Origin of the sequence: Streptomyces sp. WAC 01529 (assembly GCF_003945545.1) — a bacterium.
In the GTDB taxonomy this organism is placed as follows: Bacteria; Actinomycetota; Actinomycetes; order Streptomycetales; family Streptomycetaceae; genus Streptomyces; species Streptomyces anatolicus.
In genome coordinates, this window is sequence record NZ_CP029617.1 from 5517076 (window position 1) to 5540748 (window position 23673).

At 72.1% G+C, this 23673-nt stretch carries 13 protein-coding genes; 5 read left to right on the top strand and 8 right to left on the bottom strand.

Annotated elements, in window-relative coordinates:
• Positions 1 to 31: 31 nt before the first annotated feature.
• The 7 genes from DMA15_RS24840 to DMA15_RS24870 form a co-directional block, all read right to left on the bottom strand.
• A complete protein-coding gene (locus DMA15_RS24840; RefSeq protein WP_125514975.1) occupies positions 32 to 1582 on the bottom strand; it encodes an alpha/beta hydrolase in 1551 nt (516 codons plus the stop codon).
• A 109-nt stretch (positions 1583 to 1691) separates the two neighbouring features.
• A complete protein-coding gene (gene hemG, locus DMA15_RS24845) occupies positions 1692 to 3170 on the bottom strand; it encodes a protoporphyrinogen oxidase (protein WP_240659923.1) in 1479 nt (492 codons plus the stop codon).
• A complete protein-coding gene (locus DMA15_RS24850) occupies positions 3167 to 4384 on the bottom strand; it encodes a TIGR04053 family radical SAM/SPASM domain-containing protein (protein ID WP_240659924.1) in 1218 nt (405 codons plus the stop codon). Before DMA15_RS24850 ends, hemG begins: the two co-directional genes overlap by 4 nt.
• The gene (gene narI, locus DMA15_RS24855; RefSeq protein ID WP_125514976.1) at positions 4381 to 5103 is read right to left on the bottom strand and encodes a respiratory nitrate reductase subunit gamma; all 723 of its coding nucleotides are present in this window, start codon (positions 5101 to 5103) and stop codon (positions 4381 to 4383) included. Before narI ends, DMA15_RS24850 begins: the two co-directional genes overlap by 4 nt.
• On the bottom strand, positions 5103 to 5741 hold the full coding sequence (gene narJ, locus DMA15_RS24860; RefSeq protein WP_125514977.1) for a nitrate reductase molybdenum cofactor assembly chaperone: 639 nt from the start codon (positions 5739 to 5741) through the stop codon (positions 5103 to 5105). Before narJ ends, narI begins: the two co-directional genes overlap by 1 nt.
• On the bottom strand, positions 5738 to 7306 hold the full coding sequence (narH, locus tag DMA15_RS24865) for a nitrate reductase subunit beta (protein ID WP_125514978.1): 1569 nt from the start codon (positions 7304 to 7306) through the stop codon (positions 5738 to 5740). The genes narJ and narH overlap by 4 nt, the downstream gene beginning before the upstream one ends.
• Positions 7306 to 10968: a nitrate reductase subunit alpha gene (locus DMA15_RS24870; RefSeq protein WP_125514979.1), complete on the bottom strand. Its 3663-nt coding sequence runs from the start codon at positions 10966 to 10968 to the stop codon at positions 7306 to 7308. Before DMA15_RS24870 ends, narH begins: the two co-directional genes overlap by 1 nt.
• A 157-nt stretch (positions 10969 to 11125) precedes the next feature.
• Between DMA15_RS24870 and DMA15_RS24875 the strand changes: the two genes are divergently transcribed.
• Entirely contained in the window at positions 11126 to 11890 is a 765-nt protein-coding gene (locus DMA15_RS24875) for a YwiC-like family protein (RefSeq protein WP_125514980.1), read from the top strand.
• Between the two features lie 39 nt (positions 11891 to 11929).
• Here DMA15_RS24875 and DMA15_RS24880 read toward each other — a convergent pair whose 3' ends face one another.
• On the bottom strand, positions 11930 to 14701 hold the full coding sequence (locus tag DMA15_RS24880; protein WP_125514981.1) for a lysylphosphatidylglycerol synthase domain-containing protein: 2772 nt from the start codon (positions 14699 to 14701) through the stop codon (positions 11930 to 11932).
• A gap of 173 nt (positions 14702 to 14874) precedes the next feature.
• Here DMA15_RS24880 and DMA15_RS24885 point away from each other — a divergent pair, with 173 nt between their 5' ends.
• From DMA15_RS24885 to DMA15_RS24900, 4 genes are all read left to right on the top strand, one after another.
• A complete protein-coding gene (locus DMA15_RS24885; protein ID WP_206302831.1) occupies positions 14875 to 15450 on the top strand; it encodes an MGMT family protein in 576 nt (191 codons plus the stop codon).
• A 167-nt stretch (positions 15451 to 15617) separates the two neighbouring features.
• A complete protein-coding gene (locus DMA15_RS24890; RefSeq protein ID WP_125514983.1) occupies positions 15618 to 19184 on the top strand; it encodes an ATP-dependent DNA helicase in 3567 nt (1188 codons plus the stop codon).
• Between the two features lie 96 nt (positions 19185 to 19280).
• Complete coding sequence (locus tag DMA15_RS24895) at positions 19281 to 19982, top strand: hypothetical protein (protein ID WP_125514984.1); 702 nt, start codon at positions 19281 to 19283, stop codon at positions 19980 to 19982.
• Between the two features lie 83 nt (positions 19983 to 20065).
• Positions 20066 to 23671, top strand: coding sequence for an ATP-dependent DNA helicase (locus DMA15_RS24900; RefSeq protein ID WP_125514985.1), 3606 nt, complete (start codon positions 20066 to 20068; stop codon positions 23669 to 23671).
• Positions 23672 to 23673: the final 2 nt, after the last annotated feature.

Here is a 23673-nt window from a genome sequence, read left to right on the forward strand (position 1 = left end):
TGACAGTGACCGGGGTGGGCCATTCGAGAGGTCAGGAGCAGACGGTTCCGGTCTTCGGGACCTCGCCGTCGAGGAGATAGCCGTCCACCGCGTCGCGCACGCACGCGTTCTTGCTGTCGTACGCCCCATGGCCCTCGCCCTTGTACGTCACCTCGACGCCGACGCCCTTGCCGAGGGCCCGCGCCATCGCGCGGGCGCCCTCGTACGGTGTGGCCGGGTCGCCGGTGTTGCCGATGACGACGATGGGCGGCGCGCCCGCGGCGCCGACGTCCGGGTGGTCGGCCTGGCCCTCGACGGCCCAGTCGGTGCAGCCGGCCATGCCCCACGCCAGGTAGTCGCCGAACAGCGGCGACGCCTTGCGGAAGGCGGGCAGCTTCTCCTCGATGTACCGCGTGGAGTAGCGCGCCTTGTCGTCGGCGCAGTTGATGGCGATGTTGGCGGCCTGGATGTTGCTGTACTCGCCGTCCTCGTCGCGTCCGTTCATCGAGTCCGAGAGCGACATCAGGATCCTGCCGTCGCCCTCGTACGCCTCTTCGAGACCTTGTGTGAGGTACGGCCAGAAGTCCTTGGAGTACAGGGCTTGCAGGATGCCGTTGGTGGCCGCGGTCTGGGTCAGATCGCGGGGCGGGAGGCCCGGGATCGGCTTGCTGTCGAGGTCGTCGAGGAACGTCGCGATCCGCTCCTTGACGTCCTTCTCCGTGTCGCCGAGCGGGCAGTCCTCCACCTTGGAGGTGCAGTCCTTCGCGAAGTTGTCGAGCGCGAGCTGGAACCCCTTGGCCTGGCCGAGCGAGCCCTCCTCGGCGCTCTGGGTGGGGTCGACGACCGCGTCGAAGACGGCACGGCCCACCTTCTTTGGGAACAAGTGGGCGTAGACGCCGCCGAGTTCGGTGCCGTACGAGATGCCGAAGTAGTGCAGCTTGTCGTCGCCTAGGACCTGGCGCATCAGATCCATGTCGCGGGCCGCGTCGGTGGTGCGCACGTGGGGAAGCGTCTTGCCGGAGTTCTTGTCGCAGGCGCTGTTGAAGGCCTTGACGTTCTCGACCAGCTTCTTCTTCTCGGCGTCGTCGTCGGGGGTGGAGTCCTGCTGGAAGTACTCGTCGAGCTGTTCGTCGTCCTCGCATTCGATTCCCGCGCTGCGGCCGACTCCGCGTGGGTCGAAGCTCACCAGGTCGTAGCGGGTGCGCAGCTTGGCGTAGTCCGAACCGAAGGCGGGCAGCGTGGTGACGCCCGATCCGCCGGGGCCGCCGAAGTTGAAGACGAGGGAGCCGATGCGGTGGCCCTTGTCGCCGCTCGCGGCGGCCTTGATCAGCGCGATGCCGATCGTGTCCCCCTTCGGCTCCGTCCAGTCGAGAGGGGCCTTCATGGTGGCGCACTGCCACTCGGCGCCGCCGGGCAGCGGCGAGGGGGCCTCGCCCCCGCCCTCGGAGTCGGCGGGAGCGGGGCAGTCCTTCCAGTTCAGCTTCTGGGCCGACAGATCCTCGTCCTTGGAGTCGCCGTCGCCGCCGCACGCCGCGAGCGTGGCGGACAGGAGCAGGGCGGCGGCGGCCGTGGCGCGGGCGCGTGGCTGGGACTGTGAGGGCATGTGCCCATCCTGCGGGGGGTCCTGACGGGGCGCTCGGGGCGCGGGCCGTGTGGGTGAGGCCTGGGGGTGAGGTCGGGGGGGGTGAGGCCTGGGGGTGGCCCGGCGGGGGTCAGCCCTCCGTGAGGCGGCGGGCCGCTGCCTCGCCGGTCGCCACACAGGCGGCGACGCCCACACCCTCGTACGCGGCCCCGCACAGTTCGAGGCCGGGCAGCTTGCCGACGGCCTCGTGGACGCGGGCGACGCGGTCGGTGTGGCCGACGCCGTACTGCGGCAGGCCGCGCTCCCACCGGGTGACGCGCGCCGCGACGGGCTCGCCGATGGGGCCCGCGGCCTGGTGCAGCTCGGTCACGGAGGTGTGGACCAGGTGGCGGTCGGGGACGGCGAGCCGGTGCTCCTCGGCCACCCGCCCGATCGAGGTGCGCAGCAGGAAGAGGTCGGGGGCCGCCTCGGACTGCCACCGCCACTTGTTGCTGAGGAAGGTGGCCGCCTTCAGGGAGCGGCCGTCCACGGCGGGCACAAGGAAGCCGTTGCCCTCGGGGAGGGCGCGCGCCCGCGACAGTGCCTGCGTACGCGGGAACGCCAGGGTCACCACGGCGGTGCTCGCGTGCTGGATCGCCCCGAGGTCGGCGTCGGCGAGCGGCGCGTGCGGGCGCAGCAGCTCGGCGGCCTCGTAGGCGGGCACGGCGAGGACCACCGCGTCCGCCTCCAGGAGCAGCGGCCCGTCCCCGGTGACGGCGAGCACGCGCCACCGGCCGGCGGAGGTGCGCTGGAGCTCCCGCACGCGCGTGGCGGTCAGGATCCGGGCGCCGCTCGCCTCGGCGACGGCGAGCGGCAGGCGTCCGGTACCGCCGCGCAGTCCCTGGACGGCGACGGTTTTCACGGCGCCCGCGCGTGGGGCGGCACTTTCGCGAGGCTCCGCATAGGGGGCTGCGCCTTTGCCGGATGCCCCGTCCGGGGAGCCACCCGCTCCGGGCGCCCCAGAGGTACGCATCCGGCGCAGCGCCTGAAGCAGCGGTTCCCCCCGCTCGGCGACCGCCGCCACGCGCGGCAGCGCGGCCCGCAGCGAGAGGCGGTCGGGGCGGCCCGCGTAGACGCCGCCGAGCAGGGGCTCCACGAGCCTGTCCACCGCCTCCTGACCGAGCCGCCCGCCGAGGTACTCGGCGACCGACACGTCCTCGGTCCGCGCCTCGGCGGGCAGCGTCTCCTCGTGGCGCAGCCGGGCCACCCCCTCGTCGGACAGCAGCCCGGTGCCCTCCAGTGCGGCGGGGTCGGCGGGGATGCCCATGACGTGACCCGCCGGGAGGGCGCGCAGCGCGCCGCCCGACCACAGCGTGGTGGGTGCGGGCGCCGGGTCGCACAGGTCGTCGCCGAGCCCCACGTCCTGGGCGAGCCGCACGGCCTCGGGGCGCAGCGCCATGAGCGACTCGGCGCCCTCGTCTACCGGGACGCCCGCGAGGGTGCCGGTGCGCAGCTTGCCGCCGATGCGGGGCGCGCACTCCAGGACGGTCACCTCCGCGTCGCCGCGCAGCCGCCAGGCGGCGGTCAGCCCGCTGATGCCACCGCCGACAACGATCACTGAACGCGTCATGCCGCGCTCCCTTCCGCGCGGGCCGCGTGGCGCGCTCCCGCGTCCGCGAGCAGCTCGCGCAGCTCGTCCTGGTACGGGAAACTGCCGGGCTCGTACGCGCACCAGGGATCGGCGGCGAGAAGCCGCCCCGTGGCCCCGTACGCGCGCGAACGGGAGCCCCCGCACACGGCGTTGAACTCGCAGCGCCCGCACGCGCCCTCCAGCAGCGACGGGTCACGCAACGTCGTGAACAGCGCGGTGCCCCGGTAGATGTCGGCGAGCGGATGGTGTCTCACGTTGCCCGCCGACAGGGGCAGGAAGCCGCTGGGGTGGACCTCGCCGGTGTGCGACACGAAGACGAAGCCGCGCCCGGAGCCCACGTCCATGGGTGGCCTGCGGGCCGCGCGCCGCTGCCCGTCGTGCAGGCCCAGGGCACGCGCGCGTGCCGTCAGACGCGCGTACAGGGGGCCCAGCTCCGGCTCCTCGCCGTGCCGTTCCAGGAGGGCCCGCTGGAGCGCCACACGGCGGGAATGGTGGCCCTCCGTGGTCTTGGTGGCCAGCGTCGCACCGGTGTCGTACAGGAAGTGCAGTACGTCCTCGACCTCGTCGGCGCCGAGCGCGGAGAGCTGTCCGCCTCGGCCGGTCGGCACGAGCAGGAAGCCGCTCCACAGCATCGCGCCCTCGCGCCGCACCAGTGCCGCGATGTCCGCCAGGTCCTCCAGGCTGTGCCGGGTGACGGTGGTGTTGATCTGTACCCTCAGGCCCAGTCCGCGGGCCGTTCGCCAGCCGTCGAGGGTCCACTCGAAGACGCCGTCCACGCCCCGGAACGCGTCGTGGCGCGCGGCCGTCGACCCGTCGACGCTCAGCGAGAGGGCGACGGCGCCCGCGTCGCGTACGGCTGTCAGGTTCGTCCGGTCCAGCGTGGGCGTCCCCGAGGGGGAGACGGCGACACGGAGCCCGAGCGCCGTCCCGTACGCGATCAGGTCGGCGAGGTCGGCCCGCTGGAACGGATCGCCGCCCGTGATCACGAAGAGCGGGGCCGGCTTCCCGAAGGCCGCGATCTGGTCCATGAGGCGGCAGGCGTCCGCGCCGTCCAGCTCGCGCGGGTCCCGGGCGGGCCGCGCCTCGGCCCGGCAGTGGAGGCAGGCCAGCGGGCACGCGCGCGTGGCCTCCCAGATGACGAGGAAGGGCCGCTCGGCGATGTCGTGCCGGGGGCGCCGCAGGACGCCGCTCACGACGCCCGCTCCCAGCCCCGCTTCGGCTCCCGGTTCGCGAGCTGCCGCGGGTCCCGGCGCCGGTAGACGACGTAGGGCCTGAAGAGGTATTTGAAGGGGGCGCTGACGATGTGCGCGAGCCGGGAGAAGGGGATCAGCGCGAAGAGGGCGAAGCCGAGGACGACGTGCAGTTTGAAGGCGAGCGGTGCCGCGCCCATCAGGTGGTAGTCGGGCTGGAGGGCGAACAGGCCGCGGAACCAGACCGAGACGCCCTCGCGGTAGTTGTAGTCGACCACTCCGGAGGAGTTGAGCGCGGTCGCGACCAGGCCGAGCAGCATCGCGCCGAGCAGGACCGCGTACATCACGTGGTCACTGCGGAGGGTGACCTTGCGGACGGCGGGCACTCTCAGGCGCCGGTACACGAGGATGCCGACGCCCACGGCCGCCGCGAGGCCCGCGACGGCACCCGTGGAGACGGCCAGCAGGTGGTACGCGTGGTCGCTGACGCCCACCGCGTCGGTCCAGCTGTCGGGGACGAGCAGCCCGACCACGTGGCCGAGCACGACGAAGGCCATCCCGAAGTGGAAGAGCGGTGAGCCGACGCGCAGCAGCCGTGACTCGTGCAGCTGCGAGGAGTGCGTGGTCAGACCGAACCGGTCGTAGCGGGCCCGCCAGACGAGGCCCGCGATCAGCAGGGTGACGGCGACGTAGGGCATGACGCCCCACAGGAGGAGGTCCATTACGCCGGGGTCCTTTCCGGGACGGTGGGCCACGGGAGTTCGACGCCGGTGCCGAAGGGTTCGAGGCCGGGCCCGAAGGGTTCGAGGCCGACGCTCTCTTGGGGCGGGCCGTTGCGGGCGAGCGCCTTCGCCTCGGCCCTTGTGGTGGGCGAGGGCCCGGGGAGCGTGGCGCAGGCCGCTTCGAGCACGCGCGCGTAGGGCGTGCCGAAGTCGGTGACGGCCAGGCGCAGCAGTTCGAGTCCGGCGCGGTGCTCCTCCAGCAGGGCGGTGCCCGCCCTCTCCTCGCGTGCGGCGAACTCCAGGAGGGCCGGCAGGAAGTCGGGCAGCTCCTCGGAGGCGAACTCCAGGCCGTGCTCGCGGTAGACCTTCTTGAGGCGCACCAGGGAGAGCCCGCGGTTGCGGGTGTCGCCGTCCGACCACCAAGTCAGGTACAGGCAGCGCCGGTTACGGGTGTCGAAGACTTCCGTGTAGTGCGCGGCGAGGTCCAGGGGCCGCCGCACGCGCGCGTGGGCGATGAATTCCCGCAGGGCGGGCTGGTCCACCGCCTCGTGGAGCAGCTCCAGATCCGCGTACAGCCGCTCGTCGGGGTACTGGAGCAGCCGGCCGGCGACGAGCCGGATGACGGCGTCGGTGTTCACGCGCTTCTCCGAGTGGGGGCGAGGTTGAGCAGCACGGGCTCTCCGGGGCCCTCGGGCGAGGAGACCGGGCAGCCGCCCTGGGTCACCTGGTAGGCGTCTTGGGTCACTGGGCAGCCCTCTTCCAGGGGATGCGTGTCGGCGAGGGCGTCCGCGTCGGCACGGGCGGCGGTCGGGATCACGTATCGGTCCTCGTACTTGGCGATCGCGAGGAGGCGGAACATGTCCTCCATCTCCTGGCCGGTCAGGCCGACGGCGGCGGCGATGGACCCGTCGCGCTCCTGGCCGAGGTTGACGCGCCGCATGTGGGCGCGCATGGCGGCCATGCGGCGCAGCACCGCGTCGACGGCGTAGGTGTCGCCCGCGGTGAGCAGTTCGGCGAGGTACTCCACCGGGATGCGCAGCGCGTCGATGGCCCCGAAGAGGTTGCCCGCGTCCTCGCCGTCCCGTCCGGCCGCGGCGACCGCCTCGACCACCGGGGACAGCGGCGGCACGTACCAGACCATCGGCAGGGTGCGGTACTCCGGATGCAGCGGCAGGGCGATCTGGTAGGTGCGGATCAGGTCGTACACGGGGGAGCGGCGGGCCGCGTCCAGCCACTCCTCGGTGATGCCGGACGCGCGGGCGGCGGCGGCGACCGCCGGGTCGTGCGGATCGAGGAAGCACTCCAACTGCGCGGGATAGAGGTCCTGTTCATCCGCCACCAAGGCGGCTTCGGTGACCTTGTCGGCGTCGTAGAGCATCACGCCCAGGTAGCGCATGCGCCCCACGCACGTCTCCGAGCAGATCGTCGGCATACCGGCCTCCACGCGCGGGAAGCAGAACGTGCACTTCTCGGCCTTGCCGGTGGCGTGGTTGAAGTAGACCTTCTTGTAGGGGCACCCGGTGACGCACATCCGCCAGCCGCGGCACTGGTCCTGGTCGACCAGGACGATGCCGTCCTCCACGCGCTTGTACATCGCTCCGGAGGGGCACGAGGAGACGCACGCCGGGTTGAGGCAGTGCTCGCAGATCCGCGGCAGATAGAACATGAAGCTCTGCTCGAACTCGAAGCGGATCTTCTCGCCGACCTCGTCGCGGACCTTCTCCACCAGGGGGTCCTTGGTGGCGTGCTCCGGGGCGCCGCCGAGGTTGTCGTCCCAGTTGGGGCCCCACTCGATGGTGCCGATGGGCTCACCGGTGGTCTGCGAGACGGGCCTGGCGACCGGCATGTCGTCGCCCGCCGGGGCGTCGGTGAGGTTCTTGTACTCGTACGTCCAGGGCTGGTAGTAGTCCGACAGCTCCGGGAGTTCGGGGTTGGCGAAGAGCCGGCCGAGCCGCCTGAGGCGCCCTCCGGCCCTCAGCCGCAGCCGCCCGGACCTCGTCCGCTCCCAGCCGCCCCGCCACCGCTCCTGGTCCTCCCAGCGGCGCGGATAGCCCTGCCCGGGGAGCGTCTCGACGTTGTTGAACCAGACGTACTCGGTGCCCTTGCGGTTGGTCCACGCCTGCTTGCAGGTGACCGAACAGGTGTGGCAGCCGATGCACTTGTCGAGGTTCATGACCATCGCTACCTGTGCCATGACGCGCATCAGTACTGAACCTCCTGGCCGCGGCGCCGGATGACCGTCACCTCGTCGCGCTGGTTGCCGGTCGGCCCCAGGTAGTTGAAGGCCCACGTCAACTGGGCGTAACCGCCCACCAGATGCGTGGGCTTGAGCATGATCCGGGTGAGGGAGTTGTGGATCCCGCCGCGGCGGCCGGTCTTCTCGGTCCTCGGGACGCCGACGGTCCGCTCCTGGGCGTGGTTCATGTAGACCGTCCCCGGGGGCATCTTGTGGGAGACGATCGCGCGGGCCGTGACGACGCCGTTGCGGTTGACGGCCTCGATCCACTCGTTGTCGCGCACACCGATGGCCTCGGCGTCCTGCGGGGACATCCACACGGTCTGCCCGCCGCGGCCCAGCGTCATCATGTAGAGGTTGTCCTGGTACTGGGAGTGGATCGCCCACTTGTTGTGCGGGGTCAAGAAGCGCACCGCCACCTCCTTGCCCTCGGGTCGGGAACCCAACTGGGGCTCTCCGTAGAGGCGGTGCATGTTCAGCGGCGGCTTGTAGACGGGCAGTGCCTCGCCGACCTCGTGGATCCAGTCGTGGTCGAGGAAGAAGTGCTGGCGCCCGGTGAGGGTGTGCCACGGCTTCAGGTGTTCGGTGTTGATGGTGAACGCGGTATAGCGGCGCCCTCCGGACTCGCTGCCGGACCACTCGGGGCTTGTGATGACAGGCACCGGCCTTGCCTGGGTGTCCGCGAAGGTGATCCGCTTGCCCTCGGCCTCCGCGGCCAGCTGCGCCAGCTCCGTGCCGACCCGCTTCTCCAGCGTCTCGAAGCCCTGGGTGGCCAGCCGCCCGTTGGAGGTCCCGGAGAGCGACAGGATCGCCTCGCAGGCCCGCTGGGCGGTGTCCAGGCGCGGCCTGCCGTCGGCGATGCCGCCGCGGACCGTGCCGTTCTTCTCCTTCAGGTACGCGATCTCCTCGCCGACGTCATAGGTGACCGCCTTCGTGGTGACCCCGAGCCGGTCGACCAGCGGGCCGAGCGCGGCGAACTTCTCCCCGACCGCTCCGTAGTCGCGCTCCACGACGGTGAGGTTGTACATGGTGCGCCCCGGCACGGGCTCGCACTCGCCCTTCGACCAGTCGAGCGCGACGCCGCCGGGCTGGGCCATCTCACCGCCGGGAGTGTCGTGCTGGAGGGCCGTGGCGACGAGATCACGGCGTACGCCGAGGTGTGCGCCCGCGAGTTCGCTGAACCGCCGGGCGATGGCGAGGAACGCGTCGTAGTCGCTCCTGGCCTGCCAGGGCGGGTCCACGGCCGGTGTGAAGGCGTGCAGGAAGGGATGCATGTCGGTGGAGGACAGATCGTGCTTCTCGTACCAGGTGGCGGCCGGCAGCACGACATCGGAGAGCAGCGTCGTGGACGTCATCCGGAAGTCGAGGTTAAGCAGCAGATCGAGCTTGCCCTCGACGTCCCGCGGATGCCACCTCACATCGCGCGGCGCGCAACGCGGCCCGTCGTCGGGGAGGTTGGAGTGCGTGCCGAGCAGATGCTTGAGGAAGTACTCGTTGCCCTTGGACGACGAGCCGAGCAGGTTGGCCCGCCACACGTTGAGCACGCGCGGCCAGTTGCCGGGCGCGTCGGGATCCTCGCCCGCGAAGCCCAGCGTGCCGTCCTTGAGCCCCCGCACGGCGCTGGCGACGGGATCCTCGGCCGCGCCCAGCTCCAAGGGGTTGCGGTCGAAGGTCGGGTACGACGGCATCCACCCCATGCGCGCCGAGGCGGCCAGGCAGTCGGCGCCCGTCATCCCCTCGAAGCGCCCGTCTCCGAGGGGGGACGCGAGGGCCTCGGCGGGCAGCGTGTCGTAACGCCACTGGTCGGTGTGGAGGTAGAACCAGCCCGCGCCGATCATGTGCCGGGGCGGGCGCCCCCAGTCGGACGCGCTCGCGAGCGTCGCCCAGCCGGTGACCGGGCGGCACTTCTCCTGCCCTACGTAGTGGCCCCATCCGCCGCCGTTGCGGCCCTGGCAGCCGGTGAGCGTGAGCAGGGCCAGGAAGGCGCGGTAGATCGTCTCCGAGTGGAACCAGTGGTTGGTGCCCGCCCCCATGAGGATCATGCAGCGGCCCTTGGAGGCCTCGGCGGTCCCGGCGAACTCGCGCGCCACGCGCGTGGCCTGTGCGGCGGGCACGGAGGTGAGGGTCTCCTGCCAGGCCGGAGTGCCGGGCTGGGAGGCGTCCTCGTAGGAGGCGGGCCACTCGCCGGGCAGCCCCGCGCGCGGGACGCCGTACTGGGCGAGCATCAGGTCGAAGACGGTGGTGACGAGGCGGCCGCCGACGCGGCGGACCGGGACTCCACGGCGTACGACACCGTTGTCGTCGTCCTCGAAGCGGGGCAGGACGATCTCGGCGGTGGTTTCCAGGCTTTCGGGCGACTCGCCCAGGAGCGTGAGCCGGGGCACGGTGTCGCCGAGGTCGAGGTTCCAGTCGGGTGTCTCCGTAGTGGCCCACCGGTGGCCGAGCGTGCCGTTGGGGACGGTCGGCTCACCGGTCGTGTCATCGATGAGGACGGTCTTCCACCGGGCGTTCTCCGTCTCTTCCCCCAGGTCGGCCGCCGTGAGGAACTTGTGCGGGACAAGGCCTTTCTCGGTTTCGTCGAGAGTGACGAGAAAGGGCAGATCCGTATAGCGGCGTACGTAATCCTCGAAGAACGGGGTCCGCCGCTCGACGAAGAATTCACGGAGAATGACATGCCCCATCGCGAGGGCGAGCGCGCCGTCCGTTCCGGGGTGCGGATGCATCCACTCGTCGGCGAACTTCGTGTTGTCCGCGAAATCCGGTGAAACGGTCACGACTTTCTGCCCGCGGTAACGGGCCTCCGCCATCCAGTGCGCGTCCGGCGTCCGCGTCACCGGAACATTCGAACCCCACATCATCAAATACGCGGCGTCCCACCAGTCACCCGATTCCGGTACGTCGGTCTGGTCGCCGAAAACCTGCGGCGAGGCCACCGGGAGATCCGCGTACCAGTCGTAGAACGACAGCATCGGGGCGCCGATGAGGGAATGAAAACGGGCGCCCGCCGCATGCGACGCCATCGACATCGCGGGAATGGGGGAGAAGCCCGCGACGCGGTCGGGACCGTACTCCTTGATCGTGTGGACGTGCGCGGCCGCCACGATCTCGACGGCCTCCTCCCAGCTCGCCCGCACCAGGCCGCCCTTGCCGCGGGCCCGCTGATACCGCCTGCGGCGCTCCGGGTCGGCCTGGATGTCGGCCCACGCGGCCACCGGGTCCCGCAGGCGGGCCTTCGCCTCCCGGTACATCTCCAGCAGGGCGCCGCGCACATGGGGATGACGGACGCGCGTGGGCGAATACGTGTACCAGGAGAAGGACGCTCCACGCGGGCAGCCGCGAGGCTCGTATTCGGGACGGTCGGGCCCGACGGACGGATAGTCCGTGGCCTGCGTCTCCCATGTGATGATGCCGTCCTTGACATACACCTTCCAGCGGCACGAGCCCGTGCAATTCACGCCGTGCGTCGAATACACGACCTTGTCGTGGCTCCACCTGTCGCGATAGAAGGACTCGCCCTCCCGGCCACCGGTGTGCTGCACCCGGTGCAGATCACCCGAGACCTCCGCGGTGCGGGTGAAGAAACTCCCGGCCTTGACGAGCGTCTCGGCGACGTCTTTTCTCTTCTGCACGTCACATCTCCCGGCCGTCCCGAAGAAAAGGCGCACAGCGTGTGCTGCCTGCAACGACACTAAGCCCGGCGGGGGTTGGGGCCCCGGGGACTTAGGTCCCCTCAGGGCATGACCTCCTGCCGCAATTGTCCCGGCCGCTTACTGGGAAGCTGGGCGCATGGGCGAGAAAAGGCGGGGATCACTCCGCGCATGGCTGCCGAACCAGCACGGGGCGTGGGCGATGCTCGCCGTGCCCTTCGCCGCGGGCGTCTTCCTGGGCGGGCCGGACGCAGGGCCTCGCTGGGCCCATCTGCCGCTGTTCGCCGCGTGGTTGGCGGGGTACGTCGCGGCCTTCCACGCCCAGCAGTGGCTCCGCCTGCGCCGCCTGTCCCGCAACCCGAGGGCCCCACGCCGCCATGTGCGCCCCGCGCTGGCCTCAGCGGCGCTCTGCGCGGCCTGCGGGGTGCCGCTGCTGTTCCCGTACCCCTGGCTGCTCCTCGCGGCCCTCTGCGCCGCGCCCTTCGTGGCCGTCAACACGTACTACGCCTGGCGCAACAGGGAGCGGGCCCTGCTCAACGGCTTGGCGGCGGTGGTACCGGCCTGCGGCATGCTCCTCGTCACGGTGCGCATGGGCGGCGGCGCCCTCGCCGACGGCTGGCGCCCCGCGCTCGCCTGCCTGCTGTTCTTCGCGGGAACGGTGCCGTACGTGAAGACGATGATCCGCGAGCGGGGCTCACGGACGTACTACAGGGCGTCGGTGACCTACCACGCACTCGCCGTCCCGGCGGCGTACGCGCTCAGCCCCTGGCTCGCGGCCCTCTTCGCCGCCTACCTCGCCCGCGCGGCACTGCTGCCGGGCAGAGGCGTGAGGGTGGCGGTGGTGGGCGCCACGGAAGTGGTGGGGGCCGCGTTGCTCCTGGCGGTACTGATCCTGCTCTTCTGACGCCGACGGCCGCTACGGACGTTCCGCGCGGCGCGTGCGCTAAAGCAGACCCTTCCTTGTGAGGTGGTTGAAGAACAGCCACCCCGGAAGCACCGGAAGCCACAGGGTCAGCAGCCGGTAGAGCAGCACCGCGGGCGCCGCCACGTCCTTGGGGACGCCGACCGCGATCAGACCGACGGTCAGCGTCGCCTCCACCGCCCCCACACCGCCGGGCGTCGGCGCCGCCGACCCCAGGGCGTTGCCCGCGAGGAAGACCACCGCGACGCTCGCGAGGCTCAGCGAGGTCATCTCCTCATTGCCGAAGGCCCGCACCGACGCGTCGAGACAGAGCACGAACATGAGGGTCAGCAGCAGCATCCCGCCGATGCCGGTGAGCAGCTTCTGCGGCCGCTGGAGCACGTCCAGCATGCGCGGCACGACCCCCGCGAAAAGCGACCGCACGCGCGTGACGACGAATTTCCGCAGGAACGGGATGGCCGTCACCACCAGGACGAGCACCGCGACCGACAGCAGACCGGCGATGACCGTGCGGGACGGCGTGAACGAAGGCGTCTTCTCCGTACCCGTCAGATAGCCGAAGACGAGCAGCAGCAGGATGTGCGAGCCGAGGCCGAAGAGCTGGGAGGCACCGACACTCGCCACCGCGAGCCCCGAGCGCACCCCGGAGCGTTGCAGGAACCGCGTGTTGAGCGCGACACCGCCCACCGCGGCGGGCGCCACGATCTTCACGAACGACCCGGCGACCTGCGCCGCCACCGTCCGCAGGAACGGCACCCGCTCCGGCACGAAGCCCAGCAGGCTCATCGCCGCGGCGAAGTAGCTCAGCGCGGAGAACCCGACGGCGGCGGCCACCCAGCCCCACTCGGCCTCCTGGAAGAGCTTGCCGAACTCGACGTGGGTGAGCTGCGACAGCAGGAAGTACGCGCCGATGGCACCGGCGATGAAACTGATCAGCGTGCGGGGCCTGATCCGCTCCAGCTGCGCCGGCTCGGCCGGTGCCGTCGGGCGGATGAGCAGCACCTGATGGCGGATCTGAGTGAGCAGATCCTCCTCGCGGGCCTGCTCCAGAGCCTCGTCTATGGCCTGCTTCTCGGCCTGCCGCTCCTGCTTCTCGGCCTGTTTCTCCTGCTTCTGCGCCTGCTTGTCCGTACGCGCGCTCTCTTGCGCCTCGTCGGACGCGTCCGCGCGCGCGGCCTGCCTGGACCGGCGTGAGGCGTCCAGGACCGCCTCACGCTCGCGCTGGGACCGTTCGCGCGCCAGCTTGCGCAGCGTGCCGCGGGTGGAGCGGGTCAGGGCGATCGGCTGGAGCATCGGCAGACAGTCGGCCACCGCGTCCGGGCCGAGGATCTCCACGGCGGACGCGACCGCGCGCTCGGCGCCCACGCGCAGACCGAGCGTGGTCAGGAGCTGGGCGATGTCCATCCGCAGCACCAGGTCACCCGCGGCGATCTCGCCGCCGCGCAGATCGGTGAGGATCACCGTGCCGGAACGATCCACCAGGACCGCGTCGCCGGCGAGCCTGCGGTGCGCGATCCGCCGGGACTGAAGGGCTCGCACCTGCCGCCAGGTGTCGCACAGCAGCTCGTCGGTGACTTCCTCGTCCGGCAGGGAGTCCAGGGAGCGGCCACCGGTGTGCTCGTAGACGAGCATCACCGCGTCGGGGCCGAGCTCGGAGGTGGCGATCAGCTTCGGCGCGTTGGCACCGGCCGCGATCGCCGCGTACGCGAGCAGGGCCTCCTGCTCCAGGGCCTGGCGCAGTGACTGCAGACTGCGCCGCTGGGTGATGCCGCGCAGCGTGAGCCTGCGCCAGACGCGGTAGAAGAAGCCCTGCGCCTGCTGCTCCCGGTCGATGACCGTGACGTCCAGGGGCGGGCCGTCCTCCAGGGTGACGAAGTAGCGGCGGCCCCGGTCGACGTGCTCGCTGTCCGGGGCCTCCTCACGGGCGGCGCTCACGGGACGGAAACCGACGTGCCGCAGGCCCGCGAGGAGCGTCTGCCCGGTGGGCCGTACGTTCGGCGAACCGACCGCGTAGAGCGTTCCGTACGCCACGGTCCAGCCGATGAGCACCGTCAGGAGGATCGAGAACGGCGTCGTGTAGCCGGTGACCAGCATCGTGAACGCGTCGAGCAGCAGCACCACGAAGAGCACCAGGCGCCAGCGCGGTCGGCGGGACATGCCGACGGCCGTCATGTAGGCGATGACGGGCGCGAGGTAGCCGTGCACCGGATCCGTGAACGCGTGGAGGTCCGCGGGGGACGGCTTGGTGAGCGCGTCCTGGATGGAGTCCGGGGCGGCCTTGGCGACCCAGAGGTCGGTGGCGAGCGTCACCCCGTGCGCGAGGACGGCCGCGAGGACGCCGTCGGCGATGCGCAGACCGTCCCGTTTGATCAGCCGTTCGATCGCGAACGCGACGGGGACGAGCAGCACCCCGATGCTGGCGACGAGACCCGCCACCTTGATCAGCAGGTCGGGCGCCTGCTCCGTGCCCTTGTCGATGTCCTGTTCGAGCCCGGATGTCGTGCCGTGCGCGAACGCGGCGATCGCGAGGAGCACCACGATCGCGAGGATGCCGACGAGCAGCCGCATGAGGTCGGAAGGGCGGTGCACGCGCGCGGAGAGGAGCGGTTCGTCGCGCTCCACGCGGTCGGCATGGGCTCCGCCGTCGGCGCGGTCGTCGGGGTCGAAGCTGTCGTCGTCGGTCTTCAGGGCGGGCTCACCGGTGTCCGGGCGTGACTCGGACGCAGAGGTGCCCGCCTTCTTCTCGGGATGCACGCCCTGCTGCTCCGTGGTCTCTTCTTGATCTCGTATCACCAGTCACCGCCCGCACGATGGTGGCATGCCGGGCCGCTACAGGGAGGCATCAGGGGGCAACACAAGGACGCGAAGTGGTCACGAAACGACACTTCGCGCCCTGCCGGCCGCACGGCGGGACGCTCCGCGGCAGGCCGGTCACACGGTCGGCCGGGTGCGGCAGGATGGTCCGGATGAGCGAGCAGAGACGAGAGCGACAGATGCCGCCCGACGATGCGGAGCAGACCCTTCCGGAGTACGCGGAACGGGTCCTCGAGGTCGCGGAGCTGATCCCTCCGGGACGCGTGATGACTTACGGAGACGTCGCCGAGTGGCTTGAGGAGGGAGGCCCGCGCCAGGTGGGGCGGGTGATGGGCCTCTACGGAGGGGGTGTCCCGTGGTGGCGTGTCGTGCGTTCGGACGGCGCCCTGCTGCCGGGCCACGAACTGCGCGCCCTGGAGCACTACCGCGAGGAGGGCACCCCCTTGCGGCAGGCTTCGCGCGCCGCCCAGGGGCATGTGCCGAAGCTCGACATGCGGCGGGCACGGTGGGACGGCTCCGAGGTGAGCGAAGGGCGTCCCCTGAGTGAGGGACGTGATGTGCGCGACATGGTGGGGGCGATGGAGGTCCTGTCGGCCCGGCCTGTGCGCGCGAGGAGCGGGCCGGGGGCCGAGGACGACCTGGAGGACGCCGGCCGCTCTGGGGGCGGCGGCGCGCAGGGCGACGCCGCGGGTGCCGCTCGCCCGCAGGCTCCGGAGGCTCACACCTGACAGCTTCCGCCATCCGCGGACGCGGCGGGGGACCGGTGGCCCGTACGGGGGAAGCCACGCGTCCTCCGCACCCACTGGCGTAGCGTCGACAGCGCGCGCCCCCGTCACCACGCGGCCCCCGCGCGGCCACTCTTCGACCAGCACACCCACCAGGACCGGCGACCCACGTGAGTTCCCCCTCTTCCGCTCGGCACCTCCGGCACCTGCCGCACCACCAGGTGCGACAGGGGACCCCGGGTGCCTACCGTCTGGTGCGTACGCCACCGGCTCCGTTGGAGCCCCCTCGCTTGGACGCGGGTCAGCGCCGTGTGGTTGATCACAAGAACGGACCGCTGCTCGTCCTCGCGGGCCCCGGCACCGGAAAGACCACCACCCTCGTGGAGGCCGTCGCCGCACGCGTCGCCCGCGGCGCGGACCCCGCCCGGCTGCTGGTCCTCACCTTCAGCCGCAAGGCCGCGGTCGAGCTGCGCGACCGCATGGCGCTGCGCATAGGGGCCGCGCGCGCCCCGCAGGCCACGACGTTCCACTCCTTCTGCTACGCCCTCGTGCGGGCCCACCAGGACACCGACCTGTTCGTCGAACCGCTGCGGCTCCTCTCGGGTCCCGAACAGGACGTGGCGGTACGTGAACTGCTGGCGGGCCAGATCGACCTCGCGCAGGAAGGCCGCGGCCACGTCCGCTGGCCGGACGAACTGCGCGCCTGCCTCACCACCCGGGGCTTCGCCGACGAGGTGCGCGCGGTCCTCGCCCGCAGCCGCGAGCTGGGCCTCGGCCCCGCCGCCCTCGACGCCTTCGCCCGCCGCAGCGGACGCCCCGACTGGGGGGCGGCCGCGGCGTTCCTCGCCGAGTACCTGGACGTACTCGACCTCCAAGGAGTGCTCGACTACGCGGAACTGGTGCACCGCGCGGTCCTGCTCGCGCGCCGCCCCGAGGTCGCGCGGGCGCTGGGCGCGCAATATGACGCCGTCTTCGTGGACGAGTACCAGGACACCGACCCCGCGCAGGTAAGGCTGCTGCACGCGCTCTCCGGGGGCGGCCGGACACTCCTCGCCTTCGGAGACCCCGACCAATCGATCTACACCTTCCGGGGCGCCGACGTGAACGGCATCCTGGAGTTCCCCCACGACTTCCCGCGCGCGGACGGCACCCCCGCGCCGGTCGAGGTCCTGACGACGTCCCGCCGGTCGGGCGCGCGGCTGCTCGCGGCCACCCGCCTGCTCACCCGCCGCATGCCGCTGACCAGGCTGCCCGCGGAGAAGGTGCGGGCCCACCGGGAGCTGACGCCGGTCAGGGACGGCGGCGGCGTCGAGGTGTACACGTACCCGACCGCCGGCACGGAACTCGACAACATCGCGGACATCCTGCGCCGCGCACACCTGGAGGACGGCGTCCCCTGGGGCGACATGGCGGTCCTGGTCCGCGCGGGTGCCCGCTCCATCCCCGCGGTCCGCCGCAGCCTCGGCGCGGCGGGCGTCCCCCTGGAGGTGGACGGCGACGACATCGCCCTGCGCCATGAGCCCGCGGTGACGCCCCTGCTGACGGCGTTGCGGGTGGTGGCGACGGCGGTGATCGCGGAGACGTCGCCCGACACGGCGGACGCGGCCCCTGAAGCAGCCATGGACGCGGAGGCGGCCCCAGTCACGGACGCCGAGGCAGGACCGGACGCTGAGGCAGCCCCAGCCACGGACGCCGAAGCAGGAACCGACGCCGAGGCAGCCACGGAGCCCGCGGAAACCGGCACCGAAGCAGCTACGGACGCCGAAGCGGAAACCGGCACCGACGCCGCCACGGACGCCGAAGCGGAAACCGACACCGAAGCCGCCACGGACGCGCCCCCCGCCACCGCCCCCTCCTGGCTCGACACCGAGACCGCGCTGACCCTCCTGACCTCGCCCCTGGCCGGGATGGACGCCGCCGACCTGCGCCGCCTCGGCCGCGCCCTGCGCGAGGAGGAGCGCGCGGCGGGCAACCACCTGCCGCCGCCCTCCGACGAACTGCTGGCCCGCGCCCTCGCCGAGCCGGAGCGACTCGTCGCGCACGACCCGGCGTACGCCCGAGGCGCCCAGCGGCTGGGCGCCCTGCTCCGCAAGGCCCGCGAGCGCCTCGCGGGCGGCGGCACGGCCGAGGAGGCGCTGTGGGACCTGTGGGACGGCACACCGTGGCCCGGCCGCCTGGAACGCACCGCGCGGCGCGGCGGCGCGGCGGGACGCAACGCCGACCGTGACCTCGACGCGGTATGCGCCCTGTTCGCCGCGGCGGCCCGCGCGGAGGAGCGCACGGGCGGCCGTGGCGCCCTCAACTTCCTGGAGGAGACCGAGGCACAGGACATCGCCGCGGACACGCTCACGCGCCGCGCGGCACGCCCCGACGCCGTACGCCTGATGACGGCCCACCGCTCCAAGGGCCTGGAGTGGCGCCTCGTCGTGGTCGCGGGCGTCCAGGAAGGGCTCTGGCCGGACCTGCGCCGCCGCGGCTCCCTCCTGGAGGCCGACCGCATCGGCCGCGACGGCCTCGCCGAACCGCTCACCCCCGGAGCGCTCCTCTCCGAAGAGCGACGCCTCTTCTACGTGGCCGCCACACGCGCGCGCGAACGCCTCGTCGTGACCGCGGTGAAGGCCCCCGCCGACGACGGCGACCAGCCCTCCCGCTTCCTCGGCGAACTCGGCGTCGAGCCCAAGGACGTGACGGGCCGCCCCCGCCGCCCCCTGTCCGTCGCCGCGCTCGTCGCCGAACTGCGCGCCACCACCGTCGACCCCCGCGTCTCGGAAACCCTGCGCGAGGCGGCCGCCCGGCGCCTGGCCCGCCTCGCCGCGCTCAGCGACGGCGACGGGCGCCCCCTGGTGCCCTCCGCGCACCCGTACCGCTGGTGGGGGATGTACGAGCCGACGGCGAGCGAAGTCCCCCTCAGGGACCGCGACAAGCCGCTCGTGCTCTCCGGAAGCGCCCTCGACCAGCTCGCCAACACCTGCTCCCTGCAGTGGTTCCTGGGCCGCGAGGTGAAGGCGGACGCGCCCGCGACCGCCGCCCAGGGCTTCGGCAACGTGGTGCACGTCCTGGCCGACGAGGTCGCCTCCGGACGCACCCCCGCCGACCTCGCCGTGCTCATGGAGCGCCTCGACTCGGTGTGGGACGCGCTCGCCTTCGACGCCCCATGGAAGTCGGCACAGGAGAAGGAGCACGCGCGCGTGGCGCTCGAACGCTTCCTTCAGTGGCACGTCGACTCCAACGGAGCACGCGGCAGCCGCACCCCCGTCGCCAGCGAGCACGGCTTCGACGTGACCCTCGAAGCGGGCCCCTACGAAGTACGCGTACGCGGTTCGATGGACCGCGTCGAACAGGACGCGGAAGGCCGCGCCTACGTAGTGGACTTCAAGACGGGCAAACACGCCCCGAGCACCGCCGACGTCGCCCGCCACCCACAGCTCGCCGTCTACCAACTGGCGATCCGCGCAGGCGCCGCCGACGACGCCTTCGGAGGCGTACGACCCGAACCGGGCGGCGCCGAACTGGTCCAGCTGCGCCAGGGCGCCGCCAAGAAGAACGGCGGCGACACCCTCCCCAAGGTGCAGGCCCAGGAGCCGCTCTCCGGAGAGTGGATCGGCGACCTCCTCGCGACAGCCGCGGGCAAGGTCCTCGACGAACGCTTCACGCCCACCACGGGCCAGCACTGCACGCACTGCGCCTTCCGCGCCTCGTGCAGCGCGCGCCCGGAGGGACGCCACGTCGTCGAGTAGCCCCGGAGGACAGTGCGACTGCACGGCCGAATTAAAGTCACCGTAAGAACTTGCTGTGCGCCGAGCGAGGCGCACCTTCCTGAGGAGTACACGTATATGGCAGCCAACCGAAAGCTCCTGGCAGTGGCCGTCGTCTGTGCCGCCGCCGTCATCGGCGTGACGGGCTGCAGCAGCGACGGCGGCGACAAGGACCCCTTTGAGGGCATGAGCGCCGACAAGATCGCCTCCAAGGCCTCCAAGGCGTCCAAGGACGCCGGGTCCTACCGGATGAAGGGCCAGATGAAGCAGGAGGGCGAGGTGAGCGACATCGAGTTCGCGGTCGCCGAGTCCGGCGACTGCAAGGGCACCATGGGCTCGGCCAAGATGGGGAGGGCCGAATTCCTCTCCGTCGGCAAGTTCACGTACTCCAAGGGCGACGACAAGTTCTGGGAGTCCAAGGGCGGCAGCTCCACGGCCGAACTCCTCAAGGGCCGCTGGGTGAAGACGCCCGCCGGGGGAGGCAAGGCTGTCTGCAACCCCGATGACATGTTCAGCAACAAGAACCTCAAGAAGCTGAAGCGGAAGGACGACGCCGAGGTCGACGGCAAGAAGGCGGCCGTTCTGACCCGCAAGAAGGACGGCGAGACCACCACCTTCTACGTCGCGATGGAGGGGAAGCCGTACTTCCTCAAGGTCGTGAACAAGGGCGCCGACGGCCCCGGCACCGTGACCTTCAGCGACTACGGCAAGGCCGTCGACGTCAAGGCCCCGCCCGCCAAGGACGTCGTGGACCCGGACAAGCTCTCCTCCGGTTCCTGACCCCACGCACCCCATGAGCGAGCGGTGGCCGCCCGCACCCGGGCCCGCCCCGATTGTCAGTGGCCACCGCTAGCCTCTCTCACGTGCCACCTCGTATCACCGACCCCGAGCAGCTCAAGCAGCTCCTCGGGATCCCCTTCACCCCGGAGCAGACGGCGTGCATCACCGCGCCGCCCGCCCCGCAGGTGATCGTGGCCGGAGCCGGCTCCGGCAAGACGACGGTGATGGCGGCGCGCGTGGTCTGGCTGGTCGGCACCGGCCAGGTCGCCCCCGAGCAGGTCCTCGGCCTGACCTTCACGAACAAGGCGGCGGGCGAGCTGGCGGAGCGCGTGCGCCAGGCGCTGATCAAGGCAGGCGTCACCGACCCCGAAGCCGTCGACCCGGACAATCCGCCTGGCGAGCCGGTCATCTCCACCTACCACGCCTTCGCCGGCCGCCTCCTGACCGACCACGGCCTGCGCATCGGCCTGGAGCCGACCTCCCGCCTCCTCGCCGACGCCACCCGCTTCCAGCTCGCCGCGCGCGTGCTGCGCGAGGCCCCCGGGCCCTACCCCGCGCTGACCCGCTCCTTCCCCGACCTCGTCAGCGACCTCCTCGCCCTCGACAGCGAGCTGGCCGAACACCTCGTACGGCCCGAGCGGCTTCGCGCGTACGACACCGAACTGCTGCGCGCCCTGGAAGACGCCAAGCTCTCCAACGCCGACCTGCGCAAGGTCCCCGACACGGCGGCGGCCCGCCTGGAGCTCGCCGAACTCGTCGGCAGGTACCGCGCGGCCAAGCGCTCCCGTGACCTCCTCGACTTCGGCGACCAGATCGCCCTCTCCGCGACGCTCGCCCGCACCCGCCCGGAGGTCGGCGAGATCCTCCGGGACGAGTTCCGCGTCGTCCTCCTCGACGAGTACCAGGACACGTCGGTCGCCCAGCGCATCCTCCTGTCCGGCCTCTTCGGAGGCGGCACGGGCCACCCGGTGACCGCGGTCGGCGACCCCTGCCAGGCGATCTACGGCTGGCGCGGCGCCTCCGTGGCCAACCTCGACGACTTCCCCGAACACTTCGCGTACGCCGACGGGCGCCCCGCCACCCGCCACGCCCTCAGCGAGAACCGCCGCAGCGGCGGCCGCCTCCTGAACCTCGCCAACGGCCTCGCGCAGCCCCTGCGCGCCATGCACGCGGGCGTGGAGGCACTGCGGCCCGCGCCCGGTGCCGAGCACGACGGCGTGGTGCGCTGCGCCCTGCTGCGCACGCACGCCGAGGAGATCGACTGGCTCGCCGACTCCCTCGCCCACCTCGTCCGCACCGGCAAGGCCCCCGGCGAGATCGCCGTCCTGTGCCGCACGGCGACGGACTTCGCCGAGATCCAGGGCGCGCTCGTCGCCCGCGACATCCCCGTGGAGGTCGTCGGGCTCTCCGGCCTCCTGCACCTCCCCGAGGTCGCCGACCTCGTCGCCGTCTGCGAGGTCCTCCAGGACCCAGGGGCCAACGCCTCCCTTGTGCGCCTGCTCACAGGACCGCGCTGGCGGATCGGCGCCCGCGACCTCGCCCTCCTCGGCCGCCGCGCCCGTCTCCTCGTACGCCCCGGACACACCGCCCCCGACGACCCGGACCGGCGCCTCGCCGAGGCCGTCGAAGGAGTCGACCCCGCCGAGGTGATATCGCTCGCGGACGCCCTCGACACGTTCCTGGAGTCGCCACTCCACTCGGACGACGCCTCCCGAAGGGACGACGGGCTGCCCTTCTCGGCGGACGCCCGGGTGCGCTTCGCCCGGCTCGCCGCCGAGCTGCGCGAGCTGCGCCGGTCGCTGTCCGACCCGCTGATGGACGTCCTGCACCGCGTCCTCGCCGTCACCGGCCTGGAAGTGGAGCTGTCCGCCTCACCGGGCGCCCTGGCGGCCCGCCGCCGCGAGACCCTGTCCAACTTCCTGGACGTCGCCGCGTCCTTCGCCGCGAACGACAGCGGCGCGACGCTCCTTGCCTTCCTCGGCTTCCTGCGCACCGCCGCGCAGTACGAGAAGGGCCTCGACAACGCCCTGCCGGGCGGCGAGAACACCGTCAAAGTGCTCACCGCCCACAAGTCCAAGGGCCTGGAGTGGGACGTCGTCGCCGTCCCCGGCCTGGTCAACGGCGTCTTCCCGAGCGCGCAGGGCCGCGAGAAGTGGACCGCCCAGGCCAAGGTCGTCCCGCACGAACTGCGCGGCGACGCGGCCACCCTGCCCGACATCGAGACGTGGGACGCCAAGGGCATGAAGGCCTTCCACGAAGCCATGAAGGAGCACCAGCGCACCGAGGAACTCCGCCTCGGCTACGTCACCTTCACCCGCCCCCGCTCCCTGCTCCTCGGCTCCGGACACTGGTGGGGCCCCTCCCAGAAGAAGCCGCGCGGCCCCTCGGACTTCCTGTCGGCCCTGTACGACCACTGCGCGGCGGGCCACGGCGAGATCGAGGCCTGGGCCGACGAACCCGCCGAGGACGAAGAGAACCCCGCCCTGCGCGAGGACACCGCGGACCAGGCGTGGCCGCTCCCGCTGGACGACGACTCCCTCGCGCGCCGCCGCGCCGCCGCGCGGACCGTCCTCGACCACCTGGAGCGCCTCACGGGAGAGGGCGCGTCGGAGCCCGCCCACTCGCACGAGGAGACCCACCCTTCGGCGTACGACGACGTGCCCCCGGCAGACGACCCGGAATGGCCACCCCCTCCGGAGGACGAAGACGTTCCCTACGGAGACGCCGATTTCGAGAACGCCTACGGGGGCGACGATTTCGCTGACGCCGACCCGGCGGACTGGGACTCCCTGCCCACGCGGCGCCCGACGATCCCGCACCCCACGGACGCCCCCGAAGCACCGGCGCAGGCAAGCGGCCCCGCAGACCGGACCGCCCACGCGCGCGTGCCTCTGCCCGCGCAGCCGTCCGAGGCGCGCCCGCACCCCGCCGACCAGGACCACGACCACGCCCCGGGCACCCGTCTCACCCCCGAGGAGGCCCGCACCCTCGCCTCCTGGGACCGCGACCTGGACGCCCTCACCGGAGAGCTCCTGCGCGCCCGCGAGGCCGTCAGGGACGTTCCCGTACCGCCCTCGCTGACCGCCTCCGAGCTGATGCGCCTGGCCGCCGACCCCGACGGCTTCGCCAAGGACCTCGCCCGGCCCATGCCCCGTCCGCCCCAGCCCGCCGCCCGCCGCGGCACCCGCTTCCACGCCTGGGTCGAGTCCCGCTTCGAAGAGCTCCCCCTGCCGATGCTCGCCCCCGAAGACCTCCCCGGGGCGGGTCCCGGCGAGGCCGAGATCGCCGACGAGCGCGACCTCGAAGCCCTCAAGGAAGCCTTCGAACGCACCGAGTACGCCCGCCGCACACCCCACCGCGTCGAAGTGCCCTTCCAGTTCGTCATCGCCAACCGCGTGATCCGCGGTCGCATCGACGCCGTCTACAAGGAAGGCGACGGCGAGGACACCACGTACGAGATCGTCGACTGGAAGACCAGCCGCACCCACAGCGCCGACCCCCTCCAGCTCGCCGTCTACCGCCTCGCCTGGGCCGAGCAGCAAGGCGTCCCCCCGGAGTCCGTGAAGGCCGCGTTCCTTTACGTGCGCAGCGGCGAGACCGCCCGCCCAAGGAACCTCCCGGGCCGCGCCGACCTCGAACGCCTCCTGCTCGAAGAACCGCCGCACGAGCCCGCCCCGGATGGCGGATAGGC

Coding starts and splice junctions, on each gene's coding strand:
- DMA15_RS24840 (WP_125514975.1), bottom strand. CDS start 1,582: ATGCCCTCACAGTCCCAGCCACGCGCCCGCGCCACGGCCGCCGCCGCC.
- hemG (WP_240659923.1), bottom strand. CDS start 3,170: ATGACGCGTTCAGTGATCGTTGTCGGCGGTGGCATCAGCGGGCTGACC.
- narI (WP_125514976.1), bottom strand. CDS start 5,103: ATGGACCTCCTCCTGTGGGGCGTCATGCCCTACGTCGCCGTCACCCTG.
- narH (WP_125514978.1), bottom strand. CDS start 7,306: ATGCGCGTCATGGCACAGGTAGCGATGGTCATGAACCTCGACAAGTGC.
- DMA15_RS24875 (WP_125514980.1), top strand. CDS start 11,126: ATGGGCGAGAAAAGGCGGGGATCACTCCGCGCATGGCTGCCGAACCAG.
- DMA15_RS24885 (WP_206302831.1), top strand. CDS start 14,875: ATGAGCGAGCAGAGACGAGAGCGACAGATGCCGCCCGACGATGCGGAG.
- DMA15_RS24895 (WP_125514984.1), top strand. CDS start 19,281: ATGGCAGCCAACCGAAAGCTCCTGGCAGTGGCCGTCGTCTGTGCCGCC.